This window comes from Streptomyces sp. NPDC088747, assembly GCF_044751025.1.
GTDB lineage: Bacteria > Actinomycetota > Actinomycetes > Streptomycetales > Streptomycetaceae > Streptomyces.
Map to the genome: position 1 here is coordinate 493,727 of NZ_JBIVKZ010000002.1, position 20,124 is coordinate 513,850.

Consider the following 20,124-nt stretch of genomic DNA (forward strand, 5'->3'; position numbering starts at 1 on the left):
CTGTATCGGGTGACGATTGTGGCCAGGTCACAGACGGCGAGCCGGGTACGGTATGCCCGGACAGCACACCGCCCGACCACACAACGGTGCGGTCGGGACCGACGGAGAGGGCTGGTAGGTAGCTATGGAAGAGCCGCGTCGCCTCGGCGGCCGGTACGAGCTGGGCCAAGTGCTCGGCCGTGGTGGCATGGCGGAGGTCTACCTCGCCCATGACACCCGGCTCGGGCGCCAGGTGGCGGTGAAGACGCTGCGAGCCGACCTCGCACGCGACCCGTCGTTCCAGGCCCGGTTCCGCCGGGAGGCCCAGTCGGCCGCCTCGCTCAACCATCCCGCGATCGTCGCCGTGTACGACACGGGTGAGGACTACATCGACGGCACGTCCATCCCGTACATCGTGATGGAGTACGTCGACGGGTCCACGCTGCGCGAACTGCTGCACTCGGGCCGCAGGCTGCTGCCCGAGCGCACCCTCGAGATGACCATCGGGATCCTCCAGGCCCTGGAGTACTCCCACCGCGCCGGCATCGTCCACCGCGACATCAAGCCCGCCAACGTCATGCTCACGCGCAACGGCCAGGTCAAGGTCATGGACTTCGGCATCGCCCGCGCCATGGGCGACTCCGGCATGACCATGACGCAGACGTCAGCCGTCATAGGCACGGCGCAGTACCTCTCGCCGGAGCAGGCGAAGGGCGAGCAGGTCGACGCCCGCTCCGACCTGTACTCCACGGGCTGCCTGCTGTACGAACTGCTGACCGTCCGTCCGCCGTTCATCGGCGACTCCCCGGTCGCGGTCGCCTACCAGCACGTACGTGAGGAACCGCAGCCCCCGAGCGTCTTCGACCCCGAGATCACGCCCGAGATGGACGCGATCGTGCTCAGGGCGCTCGTCAAGGACCCTGACTACCGCTACCAGTCCGCCGACGAGATGCGCGCCGACATCGAGGCCTGCCTCGACGGCCAGCCCGTCGCGGCAACCGCGGCCATGGGCTCCGTCGGCTACGGCGGTTACGGCGCCGACCAGGCCACCACGGCCATGCGCTCCGCGGACGCCGGCGCGACCTCCATGCTCCCCCCGATGAACCCGGACGACGGCGGCTACGGCTACGACGACCGCCCCGACCGCCGCCGCCAGAAGAAGACGAACACCTCCACGATCCTGCTGGTCGTGGCGGGCGTCCTGGTCCTCGTCGGCGCGATCCTGATCGGCAAGTGGGCGTTCAGCGGCAACAACTCCGCCGACACGAGTGTCTCCGTACCGCGGTTCGTGGACCAGACGAAGGCGGACGCGGAGAAACTGGCCGTCAACTCCGACCTGAAACTGGCCTTCACCGAGAAGCCCTGCGAGAACCAGCCCAAGGGCAACATCTGCTCGCAGGACCCGGCCGCCGACACCGAGGTCGAGAAGCAGAGTACGGTCAACCTGGTGGTCTCCACGGGAGCGCCGAAGGTCGCGGTGCCCAGTGTCGTCGGCAAGAGCCTGGACGACGCCAAGTCGATCCTCGAAGGCGACGACTACCAGCTCGAGGTCAAGACCAAGACGCAGGAGTCCACGGAGGACCCGGACACCGTCCTGTCGCAGGATCCGATTCTCGGCAAGGAGGTGGAGAAGGGATCCACGATCACCCTCACCGTCGCCATCGAGAAGAAGCAGTCGACCGTCCCGGACGTCTCCGGCAAGTCCTGTGACGAGGCCAAGGCGCAGATGACGGCCAACGACCTCGTCGGCGAGTGCACCGAGGTGGAGACGGACGACGGCAACCTGGTCGGCAAGGTCATCCAGACCTCGCCCGCGGCCAACTCGCAGGCCGATCCGGGGTCCACGGTCAGCATCCAGATCGGCAAGGCCAAGCCCAAGGCCCAGACTCCCGTGCCGAACGTGGTCACCCAGACCGTGGCCGTCGCGAAGCAGACGCTGCAGCAGGCCGGCTTCACGAACATCAAGTTCGCCGACGGCAGCGACCAGGGCGACAACGCGATCGTCCTGGCGCAGGACCCGGGCGCGAACACCCAGGTCGACAACCCCGGCGAGACGACGATCACCCTCACCACCGCGGGCACCGGCGGGAACAACAACGGTGGCGGCGACAACGGCGGCGGGTTCTTCGGGGGCAACTCCGGATAGGGCCAACTCCGGACAGTGTCCGTCCCCCGCGGTCGCGGGGCACGGGCACTGACTCCGCCCGGTACGACAGAGAAGTCCCGGCCCCCTCGGAGGGGACCGGGACTTCGTCGTTCGTCAATCTCGCGCGGGCGCGAGCCGGGAGAGGGGTGCCCTACCGGAGGGCGGGTGCTCCACCGGAGGGCGAGCGCGGTCACCTCACTGCAGTTCCTTCGGTGGGGTCCGGTCGCCGTCGACCTTCTCCACCCGCTCCAGCTCGCCCCACACCACGTACCGGTACCGGGACGTGTACACCGGGGTGCAGGTCGTCAGCGTGATGTAGTGGCCCGGCTTGGTTCTGCCGGACTGCCTGGGGACCGACTGGAGGACCTTGACGTTGTACTTCGAGGTCTCCGGGAGGATGCCGTAGACCTTGTAGACGTACCACTTGTCCCTGGTCTCGAAGACGATCGCGTCGCCCTCTTCCAGCTTGTCGATGTTGTGGAACTTGGCGCCGTGGCCGTCGCGGTGGGCGGCGAGGGTGAAGTTGCCGTTCTTGTCGCTCGTCGGCAGGGCGGAATTGACGGGGTCCGTGTAGTAGCCGGCGACGCCGTCGTTCAGGACCTCGGACGTCGTGCCCTTCTCGACGAGGACCTCGCCGTTCCGCATCGCCGGGACATGCAGGAAGCCGATGCCCGCCTTGGTGTCCAGTGCACCCGGGCTGGTGTCCGACGAGGCCCAGTTGTCGCGGACCTTGTCGCCCTGCCTGTCCGCCGCCCGGTCGGCGACCACGTTCGTCCACCACAGGGAGTAGACGACGAACAGACCCAGCACCAGACCCGCGGTGATGAGGAGTTCACCGAAGACGCTGACCGCCATCGCCAGCCGGCCGGAACCACGGCGTCGCGGCGCCGGCGTCGGCTCCTCGACGTCCGTGCGCTCGTCGTGGTCGGTACTCGCTGCCACTGTGCATCTGCCCCGTCTGGTCCGTCTCGGGTGGTCCGATGTGCTGTTGCCGCCGCCGGTACTGCCGGCGCGCCGTCACTGGACGAGCGCTTCCGGTTTGCCCTCGCCGCGCGGCCGGTCCTCGACCATCTTGCCCCACACGATCATCCGGTATTTGCTGGTGAATTCCGGCGTGCAGGTGGTGAGCGTGATGTAGCGGCCCGCCTTGGTGAACCCCGAGCCCGCGGGCACCGGATCGATCACCGCCGTGTTGCTCGGACTCGTCACCGGCAGGATCGACGTCATCTCGTAGACGTAGTAGTCGTCCTGCGTCTCGACGACGATCTCGTCGCCCGGCTTGAGCTTGTTGATGTACCGGAACGGCTCGCCGTGCGTGTTCCGGTGCCCCGCCAGCGCGAAGTTGCCCGTCTTGGCGTCGGGCATCGCCGTCTTCAGGCTGCCCTCCGCGTAGTGGCCGACCATCCCGCGGTCGAGCACCTTCGACTTGCTCGTGCCCTCGGCGATCGGCGTGACCACGTCCAGCTTCGGGATGTGCAGGATGGCGAAGCCCTGCCCCGGCTCGAACGTCCCCGGCTTCCCCTGGCCCGTCGCCCAGTCCTGCTGAAGGTTGTTGGCGGCCTTGTCGGCCTGCTGGTGCGCCCGCACGTTCGACCACCACAGCTGGTAGGTCACGAACAGCAGCATCAGCACACCGGTGGTGATGAACACCTCACCGATCACCCGGCTCACGATGACCGCGGCCCCCGGTTTCCGCGCCCGCTCCGCCCGCCGCGCCTCCATCCGGGTCAGAGGCGCCTCAGCGCCCTTCTCCCGCGTCGCGGACGACCCCTGGGACTCGGGGGACTCCAGAGGCTCCTGAGCCCCTCCACGCCGCCCGTGGCGCCGCGCCGCCCTACGCCGGGCCGCACGACCGCCGGGCACGGGTGCGCTGTCGGCGGCACTGCGGGCAGCGGTCTCGGCTATTCGGTCCGAGTCCGGGATGCGCAGCGCCACCGTCTCGTCGTCCAAGGGCTGCGGGGGCGGCACGGTCGCCGGGCGCGGTTGCTCGTACGGCGCCGAGACGGGCTCCCGGTACGGCGGGGCGGCCGGTTCCTCGTACGACGGCTGCCTCGGGCGCGTCGGCTCGGGCGCCGCGTACCGGTCGTGGGCGTACCCCTCCGGGCCGTACCACTCCGGCCCCTGGGGGACCCGCGGCGGAGGTGCGGGCTGCTGAGAGGGAACGGGCTGTTGCGGCGGAAGGGGCTGCCGGGTGGCCCGATGCTGACCGGTGGTCGCCTGCTGCTGCCCCGGGAGCGGATCCGTCAGCGGGTCGGCCAGTTGCTCGACCGCCGCCTCGAACGCCTGGGTCGCCCCCAAATCCTCTGGGGCCGCCGGCACTTCGGCGCTCCCGAACGCTTGGGCACTCCCATACGCTTCAGCACCCTCGAACGCCTCGGCGCCCCCGTACGCGGCCTCGCCGCCGTAGGAGGAGCTCTCGCGCTCGGGGCGCAGCGCGGTCACGCCGTGGCCCTGCCCACCACCGGGGCGAGCCCCGCCGACCTCGCCACGGCCCCTTGGTAGCCGCACTCCACCAGCCAGTTGGCGAGCATGCGGTGCCCGTGCTCGGTCAGGACCGACTCGGGATGGAACTGCACGCCCTCGACGGCGAGTTCACGGTGGCGCAGCCCCATGATGATCCCGTCGTGGGTACGCGCCGTGACCTCGAGTTCGGCCGGCACGGTCTTCGGCTCGGCCGCGAGCGAGTGGTAGCGGGTCGCGGTGAAGGGGGAGGGAAGGCCGGCGAAGACGCCCGCGCCCTCGTGCTCCACGAGCGAGGTCTTGCCGTGCAGCAGCTCGGGCGCCCGGTCCACGACACCGCCGTACGCCACCTGCATCGACTGCATGCCCAGGCAGACGCCGAAGACGGGTACGCCGGTCGCCGCACAGTGCCTGACCATCTCGACGCACACGCCGGCCTGCTCGGGAGCGCCAGGACCCGGTGACAGGAGCACCCCGTCGAACCCGTCCTGGGCGTGCGCCGTCGACACCTCGTCGTTGCGCAGCACCTCGCACTCCGCACCCAGCTGGTACAGGTACTGGACCAGGTTGAAGACGAAGCTGTCGTAGTTGTCGACGACGAGAATCCGGGCGCTCACTGGTTGTCCACCGTCACATCGTTGAAGGGCAGCAGCGGTTCGGCCCACGGGAAGACGTACTGGAAGAGCACGTAGACCATCGCGACGGTCAGCACGAGGGAGATCAACGCCCTCACCCACGCGTTGCCCGGCAGATGCCGCCAGATCCAGCCGTACATGCCGTCCCTTCCGTCGCCGTACGGCACCAGACTAACGGCGTAGCGCCGTCGGTTTCCCAGCCTCCACGGGCTGTGTGGCATCGAGATGCGCCCAGACGATCAGCCGATGACTGTGCCCCCACTCCGGGTCGCACGTGGTCAGCGTGAGATACCGGCCCGGACGCTCGTACCCGGACTTACGCGGCACAGGATCGATCACCTCAATGTCGGAGGGCAGCGTTTTGTACGGGCCTTTGTCGATCCGATACGTGAACCAGGTCGTCCCGTCGGTCAGCACCACCGCGTCGCCCCTGCGCAGCCGGGGAAAGTCCTTGAAAGGGTCCCCGTACGTACGGCGGTGTCCCGCGACGGAGAAGTTCCCCGGCTGCCCGAGCTGGGCCGTGCCCCGGTAGTGCCCCAGCCCCTTCTTCAGGACGTCGGTGGCCGTCCCTTCGAGGAGGGGCTTGTTCCACGTGAAACCAAGCCGTGGGATGTACATCACAGCGAAGGGTTTGCCGTACGCGTACGAGGGGGGCGGCGGCGGAGACTCCGCGGGGCTCTCGCTCTGTCCGGGACTCGGGCTCCGTTGCGGGTCCCCATTCGGGTCCGGGCTTCGGGGAGGGGCCGCGGCCGACGGTCGTACGCTCCCCTTCGACCACTGCTCCTGGAGCTGGTCGATCTGGCGGTCCATCGCGCTGTCGGCCTTCACGCCGGTCCAGAACAGCACGTAGACCACGAAGAGCACGATCAGGGCGCCGACGGTGATGCACAGTTCACTGATCGTCCTGACGACCACTCGCACCGACACAGGGTCCCCCAGCGGCAGCAACAGTTAATCAGGCTCTACCAGGCACTACCAGGCACTACTCCCGCTGCTGATCCCGCTACTCCACGGGCTTCGCGTAGTGGAGATCCACTGTGCCCGAGTAGCCGGGAAGAGTCACCGTCCCGTCCTCTTCGACTTTCCATCCGAGCCCGTAGACGTTGACGTACACCATGTAGTTCTGGATCGCGGGGGAGGCGGCGAGCGCGTCCTTGAGCTTGTCGGTGTCGCCGATCGCGGTGATCTTGTACGGGGGCGAGTAGACGCGGCCCTGGAGGATCAGGGTGTTGCCGACGCAGCGGACGGCGCTGGTGGAGATCAGCCGCTGGTCCATCACCTTGATGCCCTCGGCGCCGGCCTCCCACATGGCGTTCACCACAGCCTGGAGGTCCTGCTGGTGGATGACCAGGTAGTCGGGCTGCGGCTCGGGGTAGCCGGGCAGTTTGGCCGTCGCGTTCGGCGGGGCGTCGTTGAGCGTGACCGTGAGGGCGTCGCCCTTGAGCTTCTGGGTGCCCGCGTTCTTCTCCAGCGCCGCCAGCTTGGCGTCCTCGGCGGCCGTGCTGCCGTCCTCCCGCCCGGCCAGGGAGTCGACGTCGTCGCGCAGAACGCCGTTGGACTCGTCCAGCGAGGCGTTCTTGTGACTGCGCTCCTCGATCAGGTCGGAGAGTTTGAGCAAGGAGGCGTCCGTGCGGATGTCGGTGCCCTTGGCGGTGTTGAAGCTGGTGAAGAAAATGAGGCCGGCGAGGGCGAAGACGGCCGCCGTGAGTACGCGAACGGGCCGGAAACGGCGCTTACCGGCAGGACTGGGACCCGTACCGTGGGAGTCGGCGGAATTGCTCAACGTACCCTTATCTCCTTCGGCGCCGCGGAAGCACTACGCTAACGGACGCCCGGGGGAGCTCTCAGTGTCCCCTTGTACGCTGCCCCGGAGCCCGCCCCAGTTCCCTGCGCGGCCACGCAGCGCATCGACAGGAGAGACCCTCGTGCCGAAGTCACGTATCCGCAAGAAGGCCGACTACACGCCGCCCGCGGCGAAGCAGACGACCAACATCAAGCTGACCAACCGCGGCTGGGTCGCACCGGTCATGCTGGCCATGTTCCTCATCGGCCTGGCATGGATCGTCGTCTTCTACGTCACGGACGGTTCGCTGCCCGTCGACGGCCTCGACAACTGGAACATCGTGGTCGGCTTCGGCTTCATCGCCGCAGGCTTCGGCGTCTCCACGCAGTGGAAGTAGCTTCCGGGAGGCAACGTCACCGGAGCCGCGCCACAGCTCAGCGGTGCCCGGCGGCAGCTCTGCCCAGGGCTATCCACTGAGTTATCCACAGGCGTTATCCACACAGGTGGAAAAGAAAGAAGATCTGTGGATAACTCAGCCGGGGTTGACGCCGGTCTGACAGACCTACCGGAATCCGGAAGCTTGTTCGCCCCCTGCCTGACCTGGGAAAACCCGGTTCAGTGACAGGGGGCACAGCTGTTCCCGCACAATGTGCACAAGATCCGCCACAGTCTGTGGACAACGCCGGTCACTCAGGTGAGCTGTGCGGTCCTGACCAGCGTCGCGACCACCACGACGAGCAACACCAGAGCACACACCCCGTACTGGATCAGCGCCCTCCACTCGCGCGGGGCGTGGACCATGGCGTAGCCGAGGACGACACCGGCGACGAGCCCGCCGATGTGGGCCTGCCAGGCGATGTTGAACCCGGGGCTGAAGGTGAAGATCAGGTTGATCACCAGCAGGGCGATCAACGGGCGCATGTCGTACTTGAGCCGTCGCATGAGGACAGCGGTCGCGCCGAACAGGCCGAAGATCGCGCCGGACGCACCGAGCGACGGCTGGTTCGGAGCGGCGAGAAGGTAACTGAGGGCGCTGCCCGCGAGACCCGACACGAAGTACAGGGCGAGGTAGCGGGCGCGGCCGAGGGCCGCCTCCAGGGGGCCGCCGATCCACCACAGGCTGAGCATGTTGAACATGATGTGGATGTAGCTGCCGTGCAGGAACATCGCCGTCAGCAGCCGGTAGGGCTGTCCTTCCGCCACGCCCTGCATCTCGCCGGAGAGCAAGGCCCGCCCGAACAGGTCGAAGCTGTCGGTGAAGCGGTCGCCCAAGGCCAGCTGGACCACGAAGGCGGCGAGGTTGACCCCGATCAGGACCTTGGTGGCGAGCCGGGGGTCGGCGGCGACGGCGCCGCCCGCGAGGGTGCGGGGCTGGGTGGCCGACGCGGGGTGTCCGGTGCCGGAGCCGTCACGGACGCAGTCGGGGCACTGGAAGCCGACGGAGGCACTGACCATGCATTCGGGGCAGATCGGTCGCTCGCAACGGGTGCAGCGGACGCCCGTCTCACGGTCCGGATGCCGGTAGCAGGTGGGCAGGCCCTTGGCGTCCCGCGGTCCCTGATCCCCGGGGCCCTGTGGGTCCCGGGGGCTGCCTGGCGCCTGGTCCATGGGGTCCCCTCGTTCGGTCGTACGCAATGCACCGCCCCGTCCATCCATACGGATGAACGGGGCGTTTGGTTCCCTGCGGGAGCGTACAGACTCTGCCGCGCACCCGGCGATCCCTGGGGGCGCAGTCCGCGTCGCTCAGCCCTCGTCGCTCAGCCCTCGTCGCTCGGTCCTCGGGCCTCGGGCCTCGGGCCTCGTCGAGGGCTCAGGCGTCGCGGGTCTCGACGACGACCGATTCGATGACGACGTCGTTGACCGGGCGGTCGGTGCGGGGATTGGTGGCGGCACCGGCGATGGCGTCGACGACCTTCTGGCTGGCCGGGTCGGTGACCTCGCCGAAGATGGTGTGCTTGCGGGTCAGCCACGCCGTCGGGGAGACGGTGATGAAGAACTGCGAGCCGTTGGTGGCCGGGCCGGCGTTGGCCATGGCCAGCAGGTAGGGCTTGTTGAAGGAGAGGTCCGGGTGGAACTCGTCCTCGAACTGGTAGCCCGGGCCGCCGGTGCCGTTGCCCAGCGGGTCACCGCCCTGGATCATGAAGCCGCTGATCACCCGGTGGAAGACCGTGCCGTCGTAGAGCTTGTCGGTGGACTTCTCCCCCGTCTCCGGGTTGACCCACTCGCGCTCGCCGGTGGCGAGTTCGACGAAGTTCCGGACCGTCTTGGGCGCGTGGTTCGGCAGCAGCCGGACTTCGATGTCGCCGTTGTTGGTCTTCAGGGTGGCGTACAGCTGCTCAGCCACGATCTGCCTTCCGTTGCCTTCTTTTGACCCTCCGATCCTCGCACGGCCGGGACCGCCCGGCGCCCGGCCGCCACCTGTGGGCGGACATATGGGTGTCGGATCGCGGAAATCCAGCCGAGTCCACTCCGTACCGGGGCGAGGTGCGACGATCCGTGGCATTGTCGACGACAAGCTCCCGTTGACCTGTATTAATCCGCTATTGCAGTTGATCGACAGGTGAGCCGCTCTCGATCTGAGCTCACCCGGAGTCCCCCATGACCCGGATGCCCGCCCTCTACATGCCCCGGTCCCGTCGGCCGGGCATGATCCGGAAAAGGGGGGACAGGTGAACTGTGTGTCTTTGGGGGTACTCAGAATCCCCGACGTACGCCACCGAGGAGGAGGAAACCCGTGACCCGCATCGACAGCGTGCGCGCCGCGAGCGGCTCGGCGAAGGACAGCGTGCTGCACGCCGCGGAAGTGGTGGCGCCTTACGCCGACACGGCCAAGGACAAGGCATCGCAGTATGCGCACGAGGCGCGTGTGCGTCTCGCGCCGAAGGTGTCGCAGGCCGCCGACCAGGCCCGCGTGCAGTACGACGCCCATCTCGCCCCGCGCGTTGAGCAGGCCCGTACGCATGTGCCGCCGAAGGTCGACCACGCGGCCCACGAAGCGGCCGTCCGCACCCGTAAGGCGGCTCGGCAGACCGCTGCCTATTCCAAGCCGAGGATCGAGCAGGCGGTGGCCGCGGCCCAGCCCGTTCGGGACGAGGCCGCGTCGCGTGGCGTGGCAGCACTGGCCGCGCTGCGTGGCCAGGTCTCGCCCAAGGAGATCCAGAAGCTGGTCCGTAAGCACGAGCGGCGGGCGCGAGCCGGCCGTGTCGTGAAGGGGCTGGCCGTCCTGGGGATCGTGGCGGGCGGCGCCTACGCGGCCTGGAAGTGGTGGGACAAGCAGGCCAACCCCGACTGGCTGGTCGAGCCGCCTGCCGCGACGGAGGTGCCCGAGCCGGGTCACCTGACGTCGGTCGACGGCAGCGGCCAGGCAGGTCTGGACCCCGAGGTCCGGGCCAAGGAGGCCGAGGAGGAGGCGGCGGAGCGCGAGGACCGTCCCTGATCTCCGCTCCTGACATCTGATCTCTGTCCCGACATCGCTGTGGGGCAGGAGCCTCTGAAGGCTCCTGCCCCACAGCGATGTTTCACGTGGAACCGGCCCGCCTCCCGACCTCCGCGCCCAGGAGACGGCGGCCGATCGCCCCGGACCATCGACACAACCGCGCAAAAAAAGCCCCTCCGTTCTGCGTTTCCGCAGCTCGGAGGGGCTTTTCTGATGTGGAGCCTAGGGGAGTCGAACCCCTGACATCTGCCATGCAAAGACAGCGCTCTACCAACTGAGCTAAGGCCCCGGAAGTGGAACGACCGGTCGAAGGAACCCCTTCCGACTGGCGCCGCAGACCAGAGTACCGGGTCACCCCCGGGATCTCGCAAAAAGATTGGGGGTCCCCGTGGACGACCACTCTCCGTAAGATGCTCGGCGTGGTTCGCGACAGCGAAGCGCGGTTTTTGGGGAAGCGATGGGGAGACGCAATGGACGCCGCACAACAAGAAGCTACCGCGAGAGCCCGGGAGCTTCAGCGGAACTGGTACGGGGAGCCGTTGGGGGCGCTCTTCCGTAGGCTCATAGACGACCTGGGGCTCAATCAGGCGCGTCTCGCGGGGGTGCTGGGTCTGTCCGCGCCGATGTTGTCCCAGTTGATGAGTGGTCAGCGCGCCAAGATCGGCAATCCGGCGGTGGTACAGCGTGTGCAGCTGTTGCAGGACCTGGCGGGGCAGGTCGTGGACGGCAGCGTGAGCGCCGCTGAGGCCACAGAGCGCATGGACGAGATCAAGAAGTCTCAGGGGGGCTCGGTGCTCAGCAACACCACGCAGTCGACGAGCAGTTCGGGCGCGCCCACGGTCAAGCGGGTGGTCCGGGAGATCCAGTCACTGCTGCGCTCGGTGGCGGCTGCGGGGGACATCATCGACGCGGCGGACACTCTCGCCCCGACCCATCCGGAACTGGCAGAGTTTCTCCGGGTGTACGGCGCCGGCCGCACCTCTGACGCGGTCGCGCACTACCAGTCGCACCAGAGCTGAGCCGAGGCCCGGCGCCGCACACCGGGCGCTCGCAGCTCGCGAGGTCTCCGGACGCCGCACGTCAGGCAACCGGGCGCCTCATCGAGGTCGACGCGGCCGGGTGCCTCTGTGAAGTCCTGGCCATCCGGTACTTCACAGGGGTCGAGGCATCCGCGCACGTCGGAAGAGGTCACCGGACCGACCGCCGCAGGGGGGCGACGCACGACCATGGGTGAGGTCTTCGCAGGCCGGTACGAACTGGTCGACCCGATCGGGCACGGGGGAGTCGGTGCGGTCTGGCGCGCCTGGGATCACCGGCGGCGCCGGTATGTGGCCGCCAAGGTGCTGCAGCAGCGCGACGCGCACGCACTGCTGCGTTTCGTGCGGGAGCAGGCGATGCGGATCGACCATCCGCATGTTCTCGCTCCGGCCAGCTGGGCCGCCGACGACGACAAGGTCCTGTTCACGATGGATCTGGTCGCCGGGGGATCGCTGGTACATCTGGTCGCGGACTACGGCCCCTTGCCTCCGCTCTTCGTCTGTACCCTGCTCGACCAGCTTCTGTCCGGGCTCACCGCCGTGCACGCGGAGGGGGTCGTGCACCGGGACATCAAGCCCGCCAACGTGCTGCTCGAAGCGACCGGCAGGGGCCGGCCACGGCTGCGGCTGTCCGACTTCGGGATCGCGATGCGCCTCGGCGAGCCGCGGCTGACGGAGACCAACTACGTGGTGGGGACGCCCGGTTACTTCGCGCCCGAGCAGATGCTGGGCTCCGATCCGGACTTTCCCGCCGATCTGTTCGCCGTGGGTCTGGTCGCCCTGTATCTCCTGGAGGGTGCGAGGCCCGATGCCAAGGCGTTGATCGAGTACTTCGCGGAGAACGGCACGCCGTCGGCGCCCCAGGGAATCCCCGAGCCGCTGTGGCAGGTCGTGGCCACCCTGGTGCAGCCCGACCCCGAGGCGCGGTTCCGTACCGCCACGGGGGCGCGCAAGGCGCTCGCCTCGGCCGCAGAGCTGCTGCCCGAGCCGGGCCCCGACGACGAGTCGATCGACGTCTTCGACCAACTCGGGCCGCTCCCGGACGGGTTCGGCGCCGACGGACCACTGGGGGCCACGCGGGGCGGGCATGCCGTCGGCGCACCCCTTCGCCCACGGCCGACCGCCCCAGCGGCGCAACTCGGGTCGGGGGAAGCGATGTCGGGGGCGGGTTCTGGGGTTGGTTCCGCTTCTGGGTCCGCTCGGGATTCCGGCTTTGGAGGGGGCGATGGCGGAGGTGGCAGGGGCTCTCGGCGTCCGGATGGGGATCGGGATGGGGCGTCGGCTGAGCCATGGGTGCCGGCCGGGCCAGGGGGCTCGGCTGGGCCAAAGCGCTCGGCTGGGCCAGAGGTCGCGGGCCCGCTCGGGGTCCCGGGTTGGCCTGAGGTCGCGGGTGAGCCAGGGGTAGCGGGTGGGGCGGGGGCCGCAGCCGACCCCGCGATCGGCCCCGTTACCGGTGCCTCCTCCGCCTCTGTCTTCGAGCCCCGCCAACCGGGCTCGGATCCCGGCGCGATCTCGGATCCCGGCTCCGGCATTGACCCCGGCCCCAGCTACAGCACGGGCTCCGATCCCGGCTACAGCGCGTCCTCGGATCCCAGCGCGGCCTCGAATCCCGGCACCGGCTCCGACCCATGGCCTCACCGCTCGGGCCTGCCGTCCCAGCCCTCCGCCGCCTCCGGTGCCGTACAGCCAGGGCCCGGCACCGACGGCGTACACCCAGCGTCCGCCGACGACGACCGGCAGCCGGGGCCCGCCCTCAGCAACGTACGACCGAATACCCCCGCCAATGACCGTGGCGCACCCCCACACCCCGCATCCGCTCCCGGCCCAGTCCCCCCGCCGCCCTCCGCGATGTCGGAAACCGGAAGCTTCCACCTCCCCCCGCCTCAGGCAGCCGCCCCCAACGCGCAGCCCCAACAGGCATGGCACGAGACGCAGCACCGCCCCGCCCCCGGCCGGCAACCGCAACCACAACGGCCAGAGCAGCCGCCCACTCCCCCCACCGCGGTGCAGCTCCCTGCTCCAACTCCCCCCTACACAAGGCCATTCGACGCGACTCCCACTCCCACTCCCACGCAAGTCCCGGCCTCCCCCCACACAGCCATGCCGCAGCACGCGTACGCCTCTACTGGTTCATACACCGCTCAAGACCCGCAGGTTCCGCCTCGGGCGGGTGCATTCTCGGAGCGGGTGGCCGGGCGGGCGCGGCCGCGCCCAGGGCCTCCCGCGAAGGTGGCCGTTCCGGTCCTGCTTCTCGCGCTGGTCTGCTTCGCGGTGGGTATCTGGGCGTTGACCCGGATCTGAGGGTGCCCGTGCGGCGCGACGTCCGACGGTAGGTCCGGCGGCGCTACCGGTGCCGCGGCGCTCGGTGGTCTCTGTGAGCCTTGGTCCGCGGTGCGGGAACCGTGACCGCCTCCCCGGAGGAGGCTGTCCCCGCCCGCCGCCGCGCGACCAGCGTCCACATCCCGAGCGCCAGCACCAGGACGCTCCCCGAACCGATCCCCGCCGCGGCGATCAACTTCATCGTGGCGGTGTCGCTGCCGCCACCGGCGCCGTCGCCGTCGCCTCCAACCCCACCGTCGGCGCCCGCCGCCTCATCGAGATCCCCTGAGGTCACGTCGAACGCGTCCCGAGGCTGCGCCGGTCCGGCGTACACCGGTCCCGCCTGGGCGGTGCCGTCCACCCGTACACGCAGTGTCAGGCCGAACGGCCCGTCACCGAACTTCCCGGCGACCTGCTCGGCGAGATGGACCACGAGGTAGTAGGAGCCGGCGAACCTCATCCCGGTCACACGGTTGTCGCGGGCGTAGCGGTTCTCGTAGGTGACGGGAGGCAAGGGGTCCAGCTCGGCCGAACGCTGGCTGCCGTCGTATCCGGAACCCACGTCGTCGACGAAGCCCCGTACGGGGTTGTAGAGGGACATGGCGAGGGCGTTGCCCAGATAGTCGCCGCCGCTGTCCGTGCTGCCCAGTTCGGTCGTGGTGTAGAGCTGTTGCCCCCAGTCGACCGGCACCTTGTAGAAGAGCGTCTGCCCCGGGGTGATCGCGTCCTGCCAGACCCCCTGCCGGAGGCTGGTCGCGCCGGTGAAGCCCGCGCCGCCTCCGCGGGTCTCGGGGTCTCCCGAGAGGGCGTCGGGCGAGGCGGAGTTCCAGGCCTCGGCCGCGCTCGTCGGACCGGCTTTCCTCAGGCCGGGCTCCGACACGTAGGTGAGCTCCAGATCCCAGTCCCCGGAGGAGGATCCCTCCGTACCGCTGCGATCGACGACCACGTAGTACGTCCCCGCCGTCTGGCAGGCGAACTGGTCGCTGCCGATCTCACGCGCTCCCCAGGCGGCAACAGGGTGGGAGCTCTGCGTGGCGCCGAAGTGGGCGGTCGCGGAGGAGGAGCAGTTACGGCTGTTGCCGTCCTGTACGGAGACCCTGATGCCGTCCCCGTAGGAGACCGTCTCGCCCGCACCGGGGACGGCAGTGACGGAGACGTACGCGTTGGCCGTGGCGTCGAGTTCGAGACGGTAGTAGAGCTTGCCGTCCCTCTCTATCGAGCTCTTGTACGCCTTTCCGGGCTCCAGGCGTACGGAGTCGGTGTTGTCCGCGGTGCCCTCGACGGTGGTGGCGTCATCGGCGAACGCGTACGGCTCGGGCGTACCGGCCGCTCGCGGTTGGGTACCGACGGCTGCCAACTGCGCACCGGCGAGGGTGGCGTGGTCCGGCGGTGCGAGTGCGGTGCACAGAGCCGCTGCCGCGAGCGTCGCCGCCGCCGCCGTGGTGAGCGTCGTCGCCGTAGTGAGCACGAGCGACCGGCCGCGCCAGGACGCCGTACGCCACCGCACCCTGCGCCGCCCCATCGCGTACCCCTCTTTCCACGCCACGCCACGGTCGCACCCACAGCGGCGGCCGTCCCCGGATCGTGGCCCATCCTGCCCCGACGTGCACTGCGATACCCGTGCTATCCGGACGAGCGGCCGAAAGACCCCTCTACGTAGTGGACGAATTTGCCGTCGCAATGGAACTGCTTGCCCTTGTGAACCGAAGCGACCCCGGACGACCCGGATCCGGGCAACACAAAACCCCGACCGCGAGGGCGGCCGGGGTCTGCTCTGGGACTGCTGTCTCGACTGTTGTCGATACTCACGAACCCGTGGGCACGGAGTCAGTCGCCTCCGTCCACAGATCCTGCTCGGCGCGATCCGCCTGGATCTGGCGGTACACGAGGAGCCCGCCGATGGCGGCCAGTGCGACCAGGAGGAGCTTCTTCACCGCGCGACCTCGTCTTTCATTGACGTTGGGGACCTCTGGCGCCCGACTATACACACCGACCGATATCGATCGGTGACCTGCGTGGGCGGCCAACTCCGCACCGGGGCAGCGCATTCGGGGCGAGCGAAACCCGTCCGATCAAAGGGTGATCACCTCCCTCCGGAAGGTGACCGCGACAGCCTGGGTGTCCACCCGCGCGGGCGCCGACGCCCTCTTCCGTGGCCTTCGTCGCCCCTCTTCCGTGGCCTTCGACGCCCCTTTGCCTGGGCTTCGGCGCTCTCTTGTCCGGGCTTCGGCGTTCTCGGTCCGCGGAGTTCTTGGCCCTCTTCCAAGGCCTTCTGGACCTCATGCGCCCGTCCGAGTGACGTTCATCGGAAGATCCACACACGCCGAGCGTCGGTCCACCACTCGACGACCCCCATACACATCATGAGGAAAGTACGCAAATCACCCGACCCGAAAGTGAGGGACCATGGCCAGGAATCAGGTCATGAAGCTGTGGACCGCCATCGTCACGCTCCTTGTCACCCTGTGCACGGCGGCCGGATTCATCACGACGACCGCCGCCGCGGCCGTACCCCAGCCGGCGCCCGTCCGCAACACGGGGACCCCGGTCACGACCGTTCCGACGGTGCCCCTGTGGTCCGGGGCACTGGATCGGGGCCTGCCTCCGACGATGAAGCAGCGCATCCGGGCCGAAGCCCACGGTTCGTCTCCGTCGTGCCGCCACCGTGCGCCCCTGGACACGAACGAGCCCGAGGCGGCCGACCTTTCCGCCATCACGGGCTCTACGGCGGAAAACGGATCCACCAGTGCGGACGACTGCCTCACCGGCGCACGATGACCGACAGGCGCCGCGCCGGATGTCAGCGGGCGTCGGCAGCGCTGCCGGAGCCCTGTAGCGCGAGTTCGCCAGGCAGTTCGACCCGCGTGCCGCAGAAACAGAACAGTGCGGGCTCGGCGGTGGCCGGCGCGCCCAGGTCGATCGTCAGGATCTCCTGCAGTTCCCGGAACAGCTCGGCAGTCTCACTGCCCCTGGCGACCAGGATGCTCATTTCATCGGGGTCCCAGATGGCGATCTTCGGTAGGTCGTCCGACACGCAAATCAGGATGCACACAGCTACCTCCCCAGGGATGCACAAGAGCATGTAGTGATCCCGCTCCGGGAGGCCAGCGGACAACCAATCGTACTCGCGCCCGTGCGCCACCAATCCGCTATCGGGATATTCCGTAGAGATGTGCCGGACCGGGGAGAACATGGACACAGTGCACGCGATGCGGAGTTACGCCGATGGCCTTCAGATGGCGCGGCTGAGCTGGAGCATCGCCTCGGCGTTCTTGACCAGGTCACGCTGCCTGGACTCGGGAAGCTGGCGGTAGAGCCGGAGCAGTTGAGCCTCTCGTTCATCACCACTGGGGCCAGGGACCGGTCGCCCGACGGAAGCGAAGAACTCCCGCGGCGTGGTCTTGACCCCCCAGCGACGGAACACCTCCACCATCGCCCGCAGTTTCTCGGGGTCGATGCGGGACGTACCACGGGTCCGGTTCACCCACGCGTTGAGCGTCGGGTACGAGATGCCGGCCTGCTCGGCCAGATCCTTCTGGGTCCGTCCTTGCGCTTGGGCAAGGAGGCGTTCAAGCAGGGCAGCGAGATCTTCACCCCCGTGGGCGAAGTCCTTGCCGGAGCCGGGTTCGCCGGATGGAAGAGGGCGTTTGGTCACGTTTCAGAGCATCAACCAACAACATCCACATGCGCAAGTAGATCGCAGATCGACATGCGGTTTCCGAGGAACGGGAAGCATTCGGCTCCACCCCCGTGCTACGCGCGTGACCCGGAACCTTAGGCCCAAACCGGCTTCCCCCATTTGACAGAATCTACATCTACATGCATGGTGTAGATCTCGTGGGGCGCCCGGCCTCCGGCGCCCCACCCGTATCGGGTGCACTCGTCGCCGGATCGCCCGAGCACGCCGTGCGCGCCTCGCGCGCCACCTGTCGGCAAGCGCAGCCCATGCTTGGGAAATCTACATCTACGTGAAGATTGGAGATAGATGATGAGGGCCACGTCTCCTGCGGCCATCACCTCGATGCACTCGATGCACTCGATACACCTGACCCGTCCGCTCCACCTGACCCGTCCGCCCCACTCCATCCACCCGATCCGCTCAATCCACCCGATCCGTCCGTCCTTACGACGAGTTCACAGGCCTTCGTGACCAAGGAGCACACAGTTCGTGTCCGCACAGATCAGACGTGAGACCGGGACTCCGCGAACGACGGAGCCCGAACTGGTGGCCCGGGCCCCCGCGGGCGACCGCGAGGCGTTCGCCGCCCTGTATGTCCAGCACCAGCACTTCGTGTTCCGCTACCTCCTCTTCCGGACGCGGAACCGCCACCTGGCCGAGGACCTGACCCAGGAGGTCTTCGCACGGGCGCTGCGCCGCATCACCTCGTACACCTGGCAGGGGGCGGCGCTCACCGCCTGGCTGCTCACCATCGCCAGGAACCTGCACCTCGACGAGGTACGGACGAGCCGCACCGGGCTGGAGACCCTGGTCCCCGAACTCGAGGACACCGACACGCACGACCGCAGCGCCGAGTCCACGGCGCTGCGCGAGTTGGAGACGGTCGAGACGCTCGCCGCCGTGCGGGACGCGCTGCACTCGCTCAGCCCGCATCAACGGCGATGCCTGGAGCTGCGCTACATCGGCGAGATGTCGTCCGCCGAGACCGCGCACACCATGGGGCGCAGCATCGGCGCGGTCAGGGGACTCACCTTCCGGGCGATGCAGAAGCTGAGAACGGCCACGGAGGCGAACGCCGCGTGAACAGGAACCTTCCGCACGCGGCACAGGTGATCCGCACGGTCATGGCCGCCGGTGGCTCCGCTCCCGTCACGGCCGCCGCTCACGCCCTGGACGGCGAGCGTCTCCTGGTCGACCCGGAGAAGTCGTACGGCATCGTCCTGCACCGCACCGCGGCCGGGGGCTGGTCGCGCGGGCCGCGACAGCTCACGGAGCTGGAGCGGCAGGCGCGTGCCTGGGACCTGTCGTGCCGGCGTGCCCGTGTCGTCGCGGCCTCCACGCGCGGCACATCGGCCGCCACCAGGACTTCCAGAGCGTCCACGCGGACGGTGACCAGGTGCGCGTCGCACTCCTGGTCACCGATCGGGACCAGTGGGCGCGGTGGCGCTCGCACTTCGGCATCACGCACGACCGCGAACGGCTCCTGCCCGACGCGGTGATCGGCGAATGCCGTCACGAGGGAGTGCGCGTGTCGGTGGTGGCGTACGAACTCCCGCCGCCGTCGCCCAATCCGAGGAGCCCGGAGGCGGCGCGGGCGTTCGAGTTCGGCGGGCGGGTGTACGACCTGACGGTGCCGCAGCGCGACGCGCACGGGCAGATCTGGTACTTCCAGGGCTGGCGCGGTCACGACGGCATGCCCCTCCTGTCGCTGGACAGCCGTCCGGAACGTTGCTCGCTCCCCAACGTGGCGGCGCATCTGGGGCCGTTGACTCCGATGCGGGAGCTGTCCGACCCGGTCGCCGACGACGACGGTGAGCACGCCCGGATTGAATCGGCCTCGCGGGACGTCCGACGTGGGCCGTCCACGCGGGACGCCCGACGTGAACCATCCACGCGGGACGCCCGGAGCGAGCCGTACACGCAGAACGCCGACGCCGACGCCGACGCCGGCACCGACGCCGTGCTCGCCAAGCGGAGCGAGCAGGTCCGATGAGGGCCTACGGCGACAGTTTCCGCGCGTCGGCCGGGAGGGGTCCCACGGAGCCCGCCAAGGCCATCGCCCCCGGCACCGACGGGCTGTGGCGGTGGACGGCACCGCGGCGCGCACAAGCGAACGGCGACGCTTCGGACTGGGGCCTGAGCGCCGCGTGCCGGAGCGAGGATCCCGAACTGTGGTTCTCCGACCGGACCCGGGCGATCGCCACCGCCATCTGCGGCACCTGCTCGGTGCTCCAGGAGTGCCGCGTTGCCGTGCTGCACCGTGAGGCCGGCCTGCCCGCGTGCGACCGAGCGGGCATCGCCGCGGGCCTCACCGGCGCCCAGCGTCACGCGCTGGAGAAGCGGCGCGCCCGACGGGCCGAGGTGCCGTCGGCCCCGCCCAGACCGGTCCCCGCGCGCGAGGAGGTCGCGCCGTGCGGAACCCGCGCGGCCTACCAGCGGCACGTACGCAAGGGGGAGCCGCCCGACGACGCCTGCCGGGCCGCCAACGCCCGGGGCGCCAGCAGTTACCGGCGTACCGGGTCCACGATGCGCTCCGCAGGCCGGCCACCGCCCGGCGGAGCACGGCCCGGCGGAGCGCGTCGTGGACCCGGTAAGGCCCGGTCATCCGGCCCCGAACGGCCACCCCGCCCGAATCGGCCGCCCCTCCGAA

The 20,124-nt window shown here is 69.2% G+C and carries 21 protein-coding genes, 1 tRNA gene and 1 pseudogene; 10 read left to right on the forward strand and 13 right to left on the reverse strand.

Features of this window, described 5'->3' with window-relative positions; all coding sequences use genetic code 11:
* Nucleotides 1-124: 124 nt before the first annotated feature.
* Nucleotides 125-2,125: a Stk1 family PASTA domain-containing Ser/Thr kinase gene (pknB, locus tag ACIP79_RS06700; RefSeq protein ID WP_401220196.1), complete on the forward strand. Its 2,001-nt coding sequence runs from the start codon at nucleotides 125-127 to the stop codon at nucleotides 2,123-2,125.
* A gap of 195 nt (nucleotides 2,126-2,320) precedes the next feature.
* Here the strand turns inward: pknB and ACIP79_RS06705 are convergent, their stop codons facing one another.
* From ACIP79_RS06705 to ACIP79_RS06730, 6 genes are all read right to left on the reverse strand, one after another.
* Complete coding sequence (locus tag ACIP79_RS06705; protein WP_401220199.1) at nucleotides 2,321-3,067, reverse strand: class E sortase; 747 nt, start codon at nucleotides 3,065-3,067, stop codon at nucleotides 2,321-2,323.
* A gap of 75 nt (nucleotides 3,068-3,142) precedes the next feature.
* Nucleotides 3,143-4,567 carry a class E sortase gene (locus ACIP79_RS06710; RefSeq protein WP_401220201.1) on the reverse strand — a complete coding sequence of 475 codons (1,425 nt, stop codon included), beginning with the start codon at nucleotides 4,565-4,567 and terminating at the stop codon, nucleotides 3,143-3,145.
* Nucleotides 4,564-5,202 carry an aminodeoxychorismate/anthranilate synthase component II gene (locus ACIP79_RS06715; RefSeq protein ID WP_383678836.1) on the reverse strand — a complete coding sequence of 213 codons (639 nt, stop codon included), beginning with the start codon at nucleotides 5,200-5,202 and terminating at the stop codon, nucleotides 4,564-4,566. Before ACIP79_RS06715 ends, ACIP79_RS06710 begins: the two co-directional genes overlap by 4 nt.
* Nucleotides 5,199-5,441 (reverse strand): hypothetical protein, encoded by a 243-nt coding sequence (locus tag ACIP79_RS06720; protein WP_401220204.1) that lies wholly within the window; start codon nucleotides 5,439-5,441, stop codon nucleotides 5,199-5,201. The genes ACIP79_RS06715 and ACIP79_RS06720 overlap by 4 nt, the downstream gene beginning before the upstream one ends.
* Nucleotides 5,392-6,141 carry a class E sortase gene (locus tag ACIP79_RS06725; protein ID WP_401220207.1) on the reverse strand — a complete coding sequence of 250 codons (750 nt, stop codon included), beginning with the start codon at nucleotides 6,139-6,141 and terminating at the stop codon, nucleotides 5,392-5,394. The genes ACIP79_RS06720 and ACIP79_RS06725 overlap by 50 nt, the downstream gene beginning before the upstream one ends.
* 82 nt (nucleotides 6,142-6,223) lie before the next feature.
* Entirely contained in the window at nucleotides 6,224-7,003 is a 780-nt protein-coding gene (locus ACIP79_RS06730; protein ID WP_401220210.1) for a DUF881 domain-containing protein, read from the reverse strand.
* A gap of 142 nt (nucleotides 7,004-7,145) precedes the next feature.
* On the opposite strand from ACIP79_RS06730, the gene crgA reads away from it, so the two are divergent.
* A complete protein-coding gene (gene crgA, locus ACIP79_RS06735) occupies nucleotides 7,146-7,400 on the forward strand; it encodes a cell division protein CrgA (protein ID WP_383678830.1) in 255 nt (84 codons plus the stop codon).
* Nucleotides 7,401-7,693: 293 nt separating this feature from the next.
* Here the strand turns inward: crgA and ACIP79_RS06740 are convergent, their stop codons facing one another.
* Entirely contained in the window at nucleotides 7,694-8,611 is a 918-nt protein-coding gene (locus ACIP79_RS06740) for a rhomboid family intramembrane serine protease (RefSeq protein WP_401220212.1), read from the reverse strand.
* A gap of 202 nt (nucleotides 8,612-8,813) precedes the next feature.
* Nucleotides 8,814-9,347: a peptidylprolyl isomerase gene (locus tag ACIP79_RS06745; RefSeq protein WP_401220214.1), complete on the reverse strand. Its 534-nt coding sequence runs from the start codon at nucleotides 9,345-9,347 to the stop codon at nucleotides 8,814-8,816.
* Between the two features lie 390 nt (nucleotides 9,348-9,737).
* On the opposite strand from ACIP79_RS06745, the gene ACIP79_RS06750 reads away from it, so the two are divergent.
* Nucleotides 9,738-10,439: a DUF5324 family protein gene (locus tag ACIP79_RS06750; RefSeq protein ID WP_383678824.1), complete on the forward strand. Its 702-nt coding sequence runs from the start codon at nucleotides 9,738-9,740 to the stop codon at nucleotides 10,437-10,439.
* Between the two features lie 216 nt (nucleotides 10,440-10,655).
* On the opposite strand, the gene ACIP79_RS06755 is transcribed toward ACIP79_RS06750, so the two are convergent.
* Nucleotides 10,656-10,728, reverse strand: a tRNA-Ala gene (locus tag ACIP79_RS06755).
* Nucleotides 10,729-10,909: 181 nt separating this feature from the next.
* Here ACIP79_RS06755 and ACIP79_RS06760 point away from each other — a divergent pair.
* On the forward strand, nucleotides 10,910-11,458 hold the full coding sequence (locus ACIP79_RS06760; RefSeq protein WP_266458338.1) for a DNA-binding protein: 549 nt from the start codon (nucleotides 10,910-10,912) through the stop codon (nucleotides 11,456-11,458).
* A gap of 207 nt (nucleotides 11,459-11,665) precedes the next feature.
* Nucleotides 11,666-13,777, forward strand: coding sequence for a protein kinase (locus ACIP79_RS06765; protein ID WP_401220218.1), 2,112 nt, complete (start codon nucleotides 11,666-11,668; stop codon nucleotides 13,775-13,777).
* Nucleotides 13,778-13,820: 43 nt separating this feature from the next.
* On the opposite strand, the gene ACIP79_RS06770 is transcribed toward ACIP79_RS06765, so the two are convergent.
* Together ACIP79_RS06770 and ACIP79_RS06775 are read right to left on the reverse strand one after the other, a co-directional pair.
* Nucleotides 13,821-15,341 carry a hypothetical protein gene (locus tag ACIP79_RS06770; protein ID WP_401220221.1) on the reverse strand — a complete coding sequence of 507 codons (1,521 nt, stop codon included), beginning with the start codon at nucleotides 15,339-15,341 and terminating at the stop codon, nucleotides 13,821-13,823.
* Nucleotides 15,342-15,600: 259 nt separating this feature from the next.
* The gene (locus ACIP79_RS06775; protein WP_003999697.1) at nucleotides 15,601-15,729 is read right to left on the reverse strand and encodes a DLW-39 family protein; all 129 of its coding nucleotides are present in this window, start codon (nucleotides 15,727-15,729) and stop codon (nucleotides 15,601-15,603) included.
* Nucleotides 15,730-16,201: 472 nt separating this feature from the next.
* Here ACIP79_RS06775 and ACIP79_RS06780 point away from each other — a divergent pair, with 472 nt between their 5' ends.
* Nucleotides 16,202-16,573, forward strand: a complete 372-nt coding sequence (locus ACIP79_RS06780) for a DUF6344 domain-containing protein (protein ID WP_401220224.1) — start codon at nucleotides 16,202-16,204, stop codon at nucleotides 16,571-16,573.
* Between the two features lie 22 nt (nucleotides 16,574-16,595).
* Here ACIP79_RS06780 and ACIP79_RS06785 read toward each other — a convergent pair whose 3' ends face one another.
* Together ACIP79_RS06785 and ACIP79_RS06790 are read right to left on the reverse strand one after the other, a co-directional pair.
* On the reverse strand, nucleotides 16,596-16,829 hold the full coding sequence (locus tag ACIP79_RS06785; RefSeq protein WP_383678816.1) for a hypothetical protein: 234 nt from the start codon (nucleotides 16,827-16,829) through the stop codon (nucleotides 16,596-16,598).
* Nucleotides 16,830-17,027: 198 nt separating this feature from the next.
* Complete coding sequence (locus ACIP79_RS06790; RefSeq protein WP_383678814.1) at nucleotides 17,028-17,450, reverse strand: helix-turn-helix domain-containing protein; 423 nt, start codon at nucleotides 17,448-17,450, stop codon at nucleotides 17,028-17,030.
* A 513-nt stretch (nucleotides 17,451-17,963) separates the two neighbouring features.
* Here ACIP79_RS06790 and ACIP79_RS06795 point away from each other — a divergent pair.
* From ACIP79_RS06795 to ACIP79_RS06810, 4 genes and pseudogenes are all read left to right on the forward strand, one after another.
* Nucleotides 17,964-18,557, forward strand: a complete 594-nt coding sequence (locus ACIP79_RS06795) for an RNA polymerase sigma factor (protein ID WP_401220228.1) — start codon at nucleotides 17,964-17,966, stop codon at nucleotides 18,555-18,557.
* A complete protein-coding gene (locus ACIP79_RS06800) occupies nucleotides 18,554-18,973 on the forward strand; it encodes a hypothetical protein (protein ID WP_401220231.1) in 420 nt (139 codons plus the stop codon). The genes ACIP79_RS06795 and ACIP79_RS06800 overlap by 4 nt, the downstream gene beginning before the upstream one ends.
* Nucleotides 18,871-19,467 (forward strand): BN159_2729 family protein, encoded by a 597-nt coding sequence (locus ACIP79_RS06805; RefSeq protein ID WP_401220233.1) that lies wholly within the window; start codon nucleotides 18,871-18,873, stop codon nucleotides 19,465-19,467. Before ACIP79_RS06800 ends, ACIP79_RS06805 begins: the two co-directional genes overlap by 103 nt.
* A pseudogene (locus ACIP79_RS06810) lies at nucleotides 19,464-19,796 on the forward strand (WhiB family transcriptional regulator); the annotation flags it as partial. The gene ACIP79_RS06805 and the pseudogene ACIP79_RS06810, both read left to right, overlap by 4 nt.
* Between the last annotated feature and the right edge of the window lie 328 nt (nucleotides 19,797-20,124).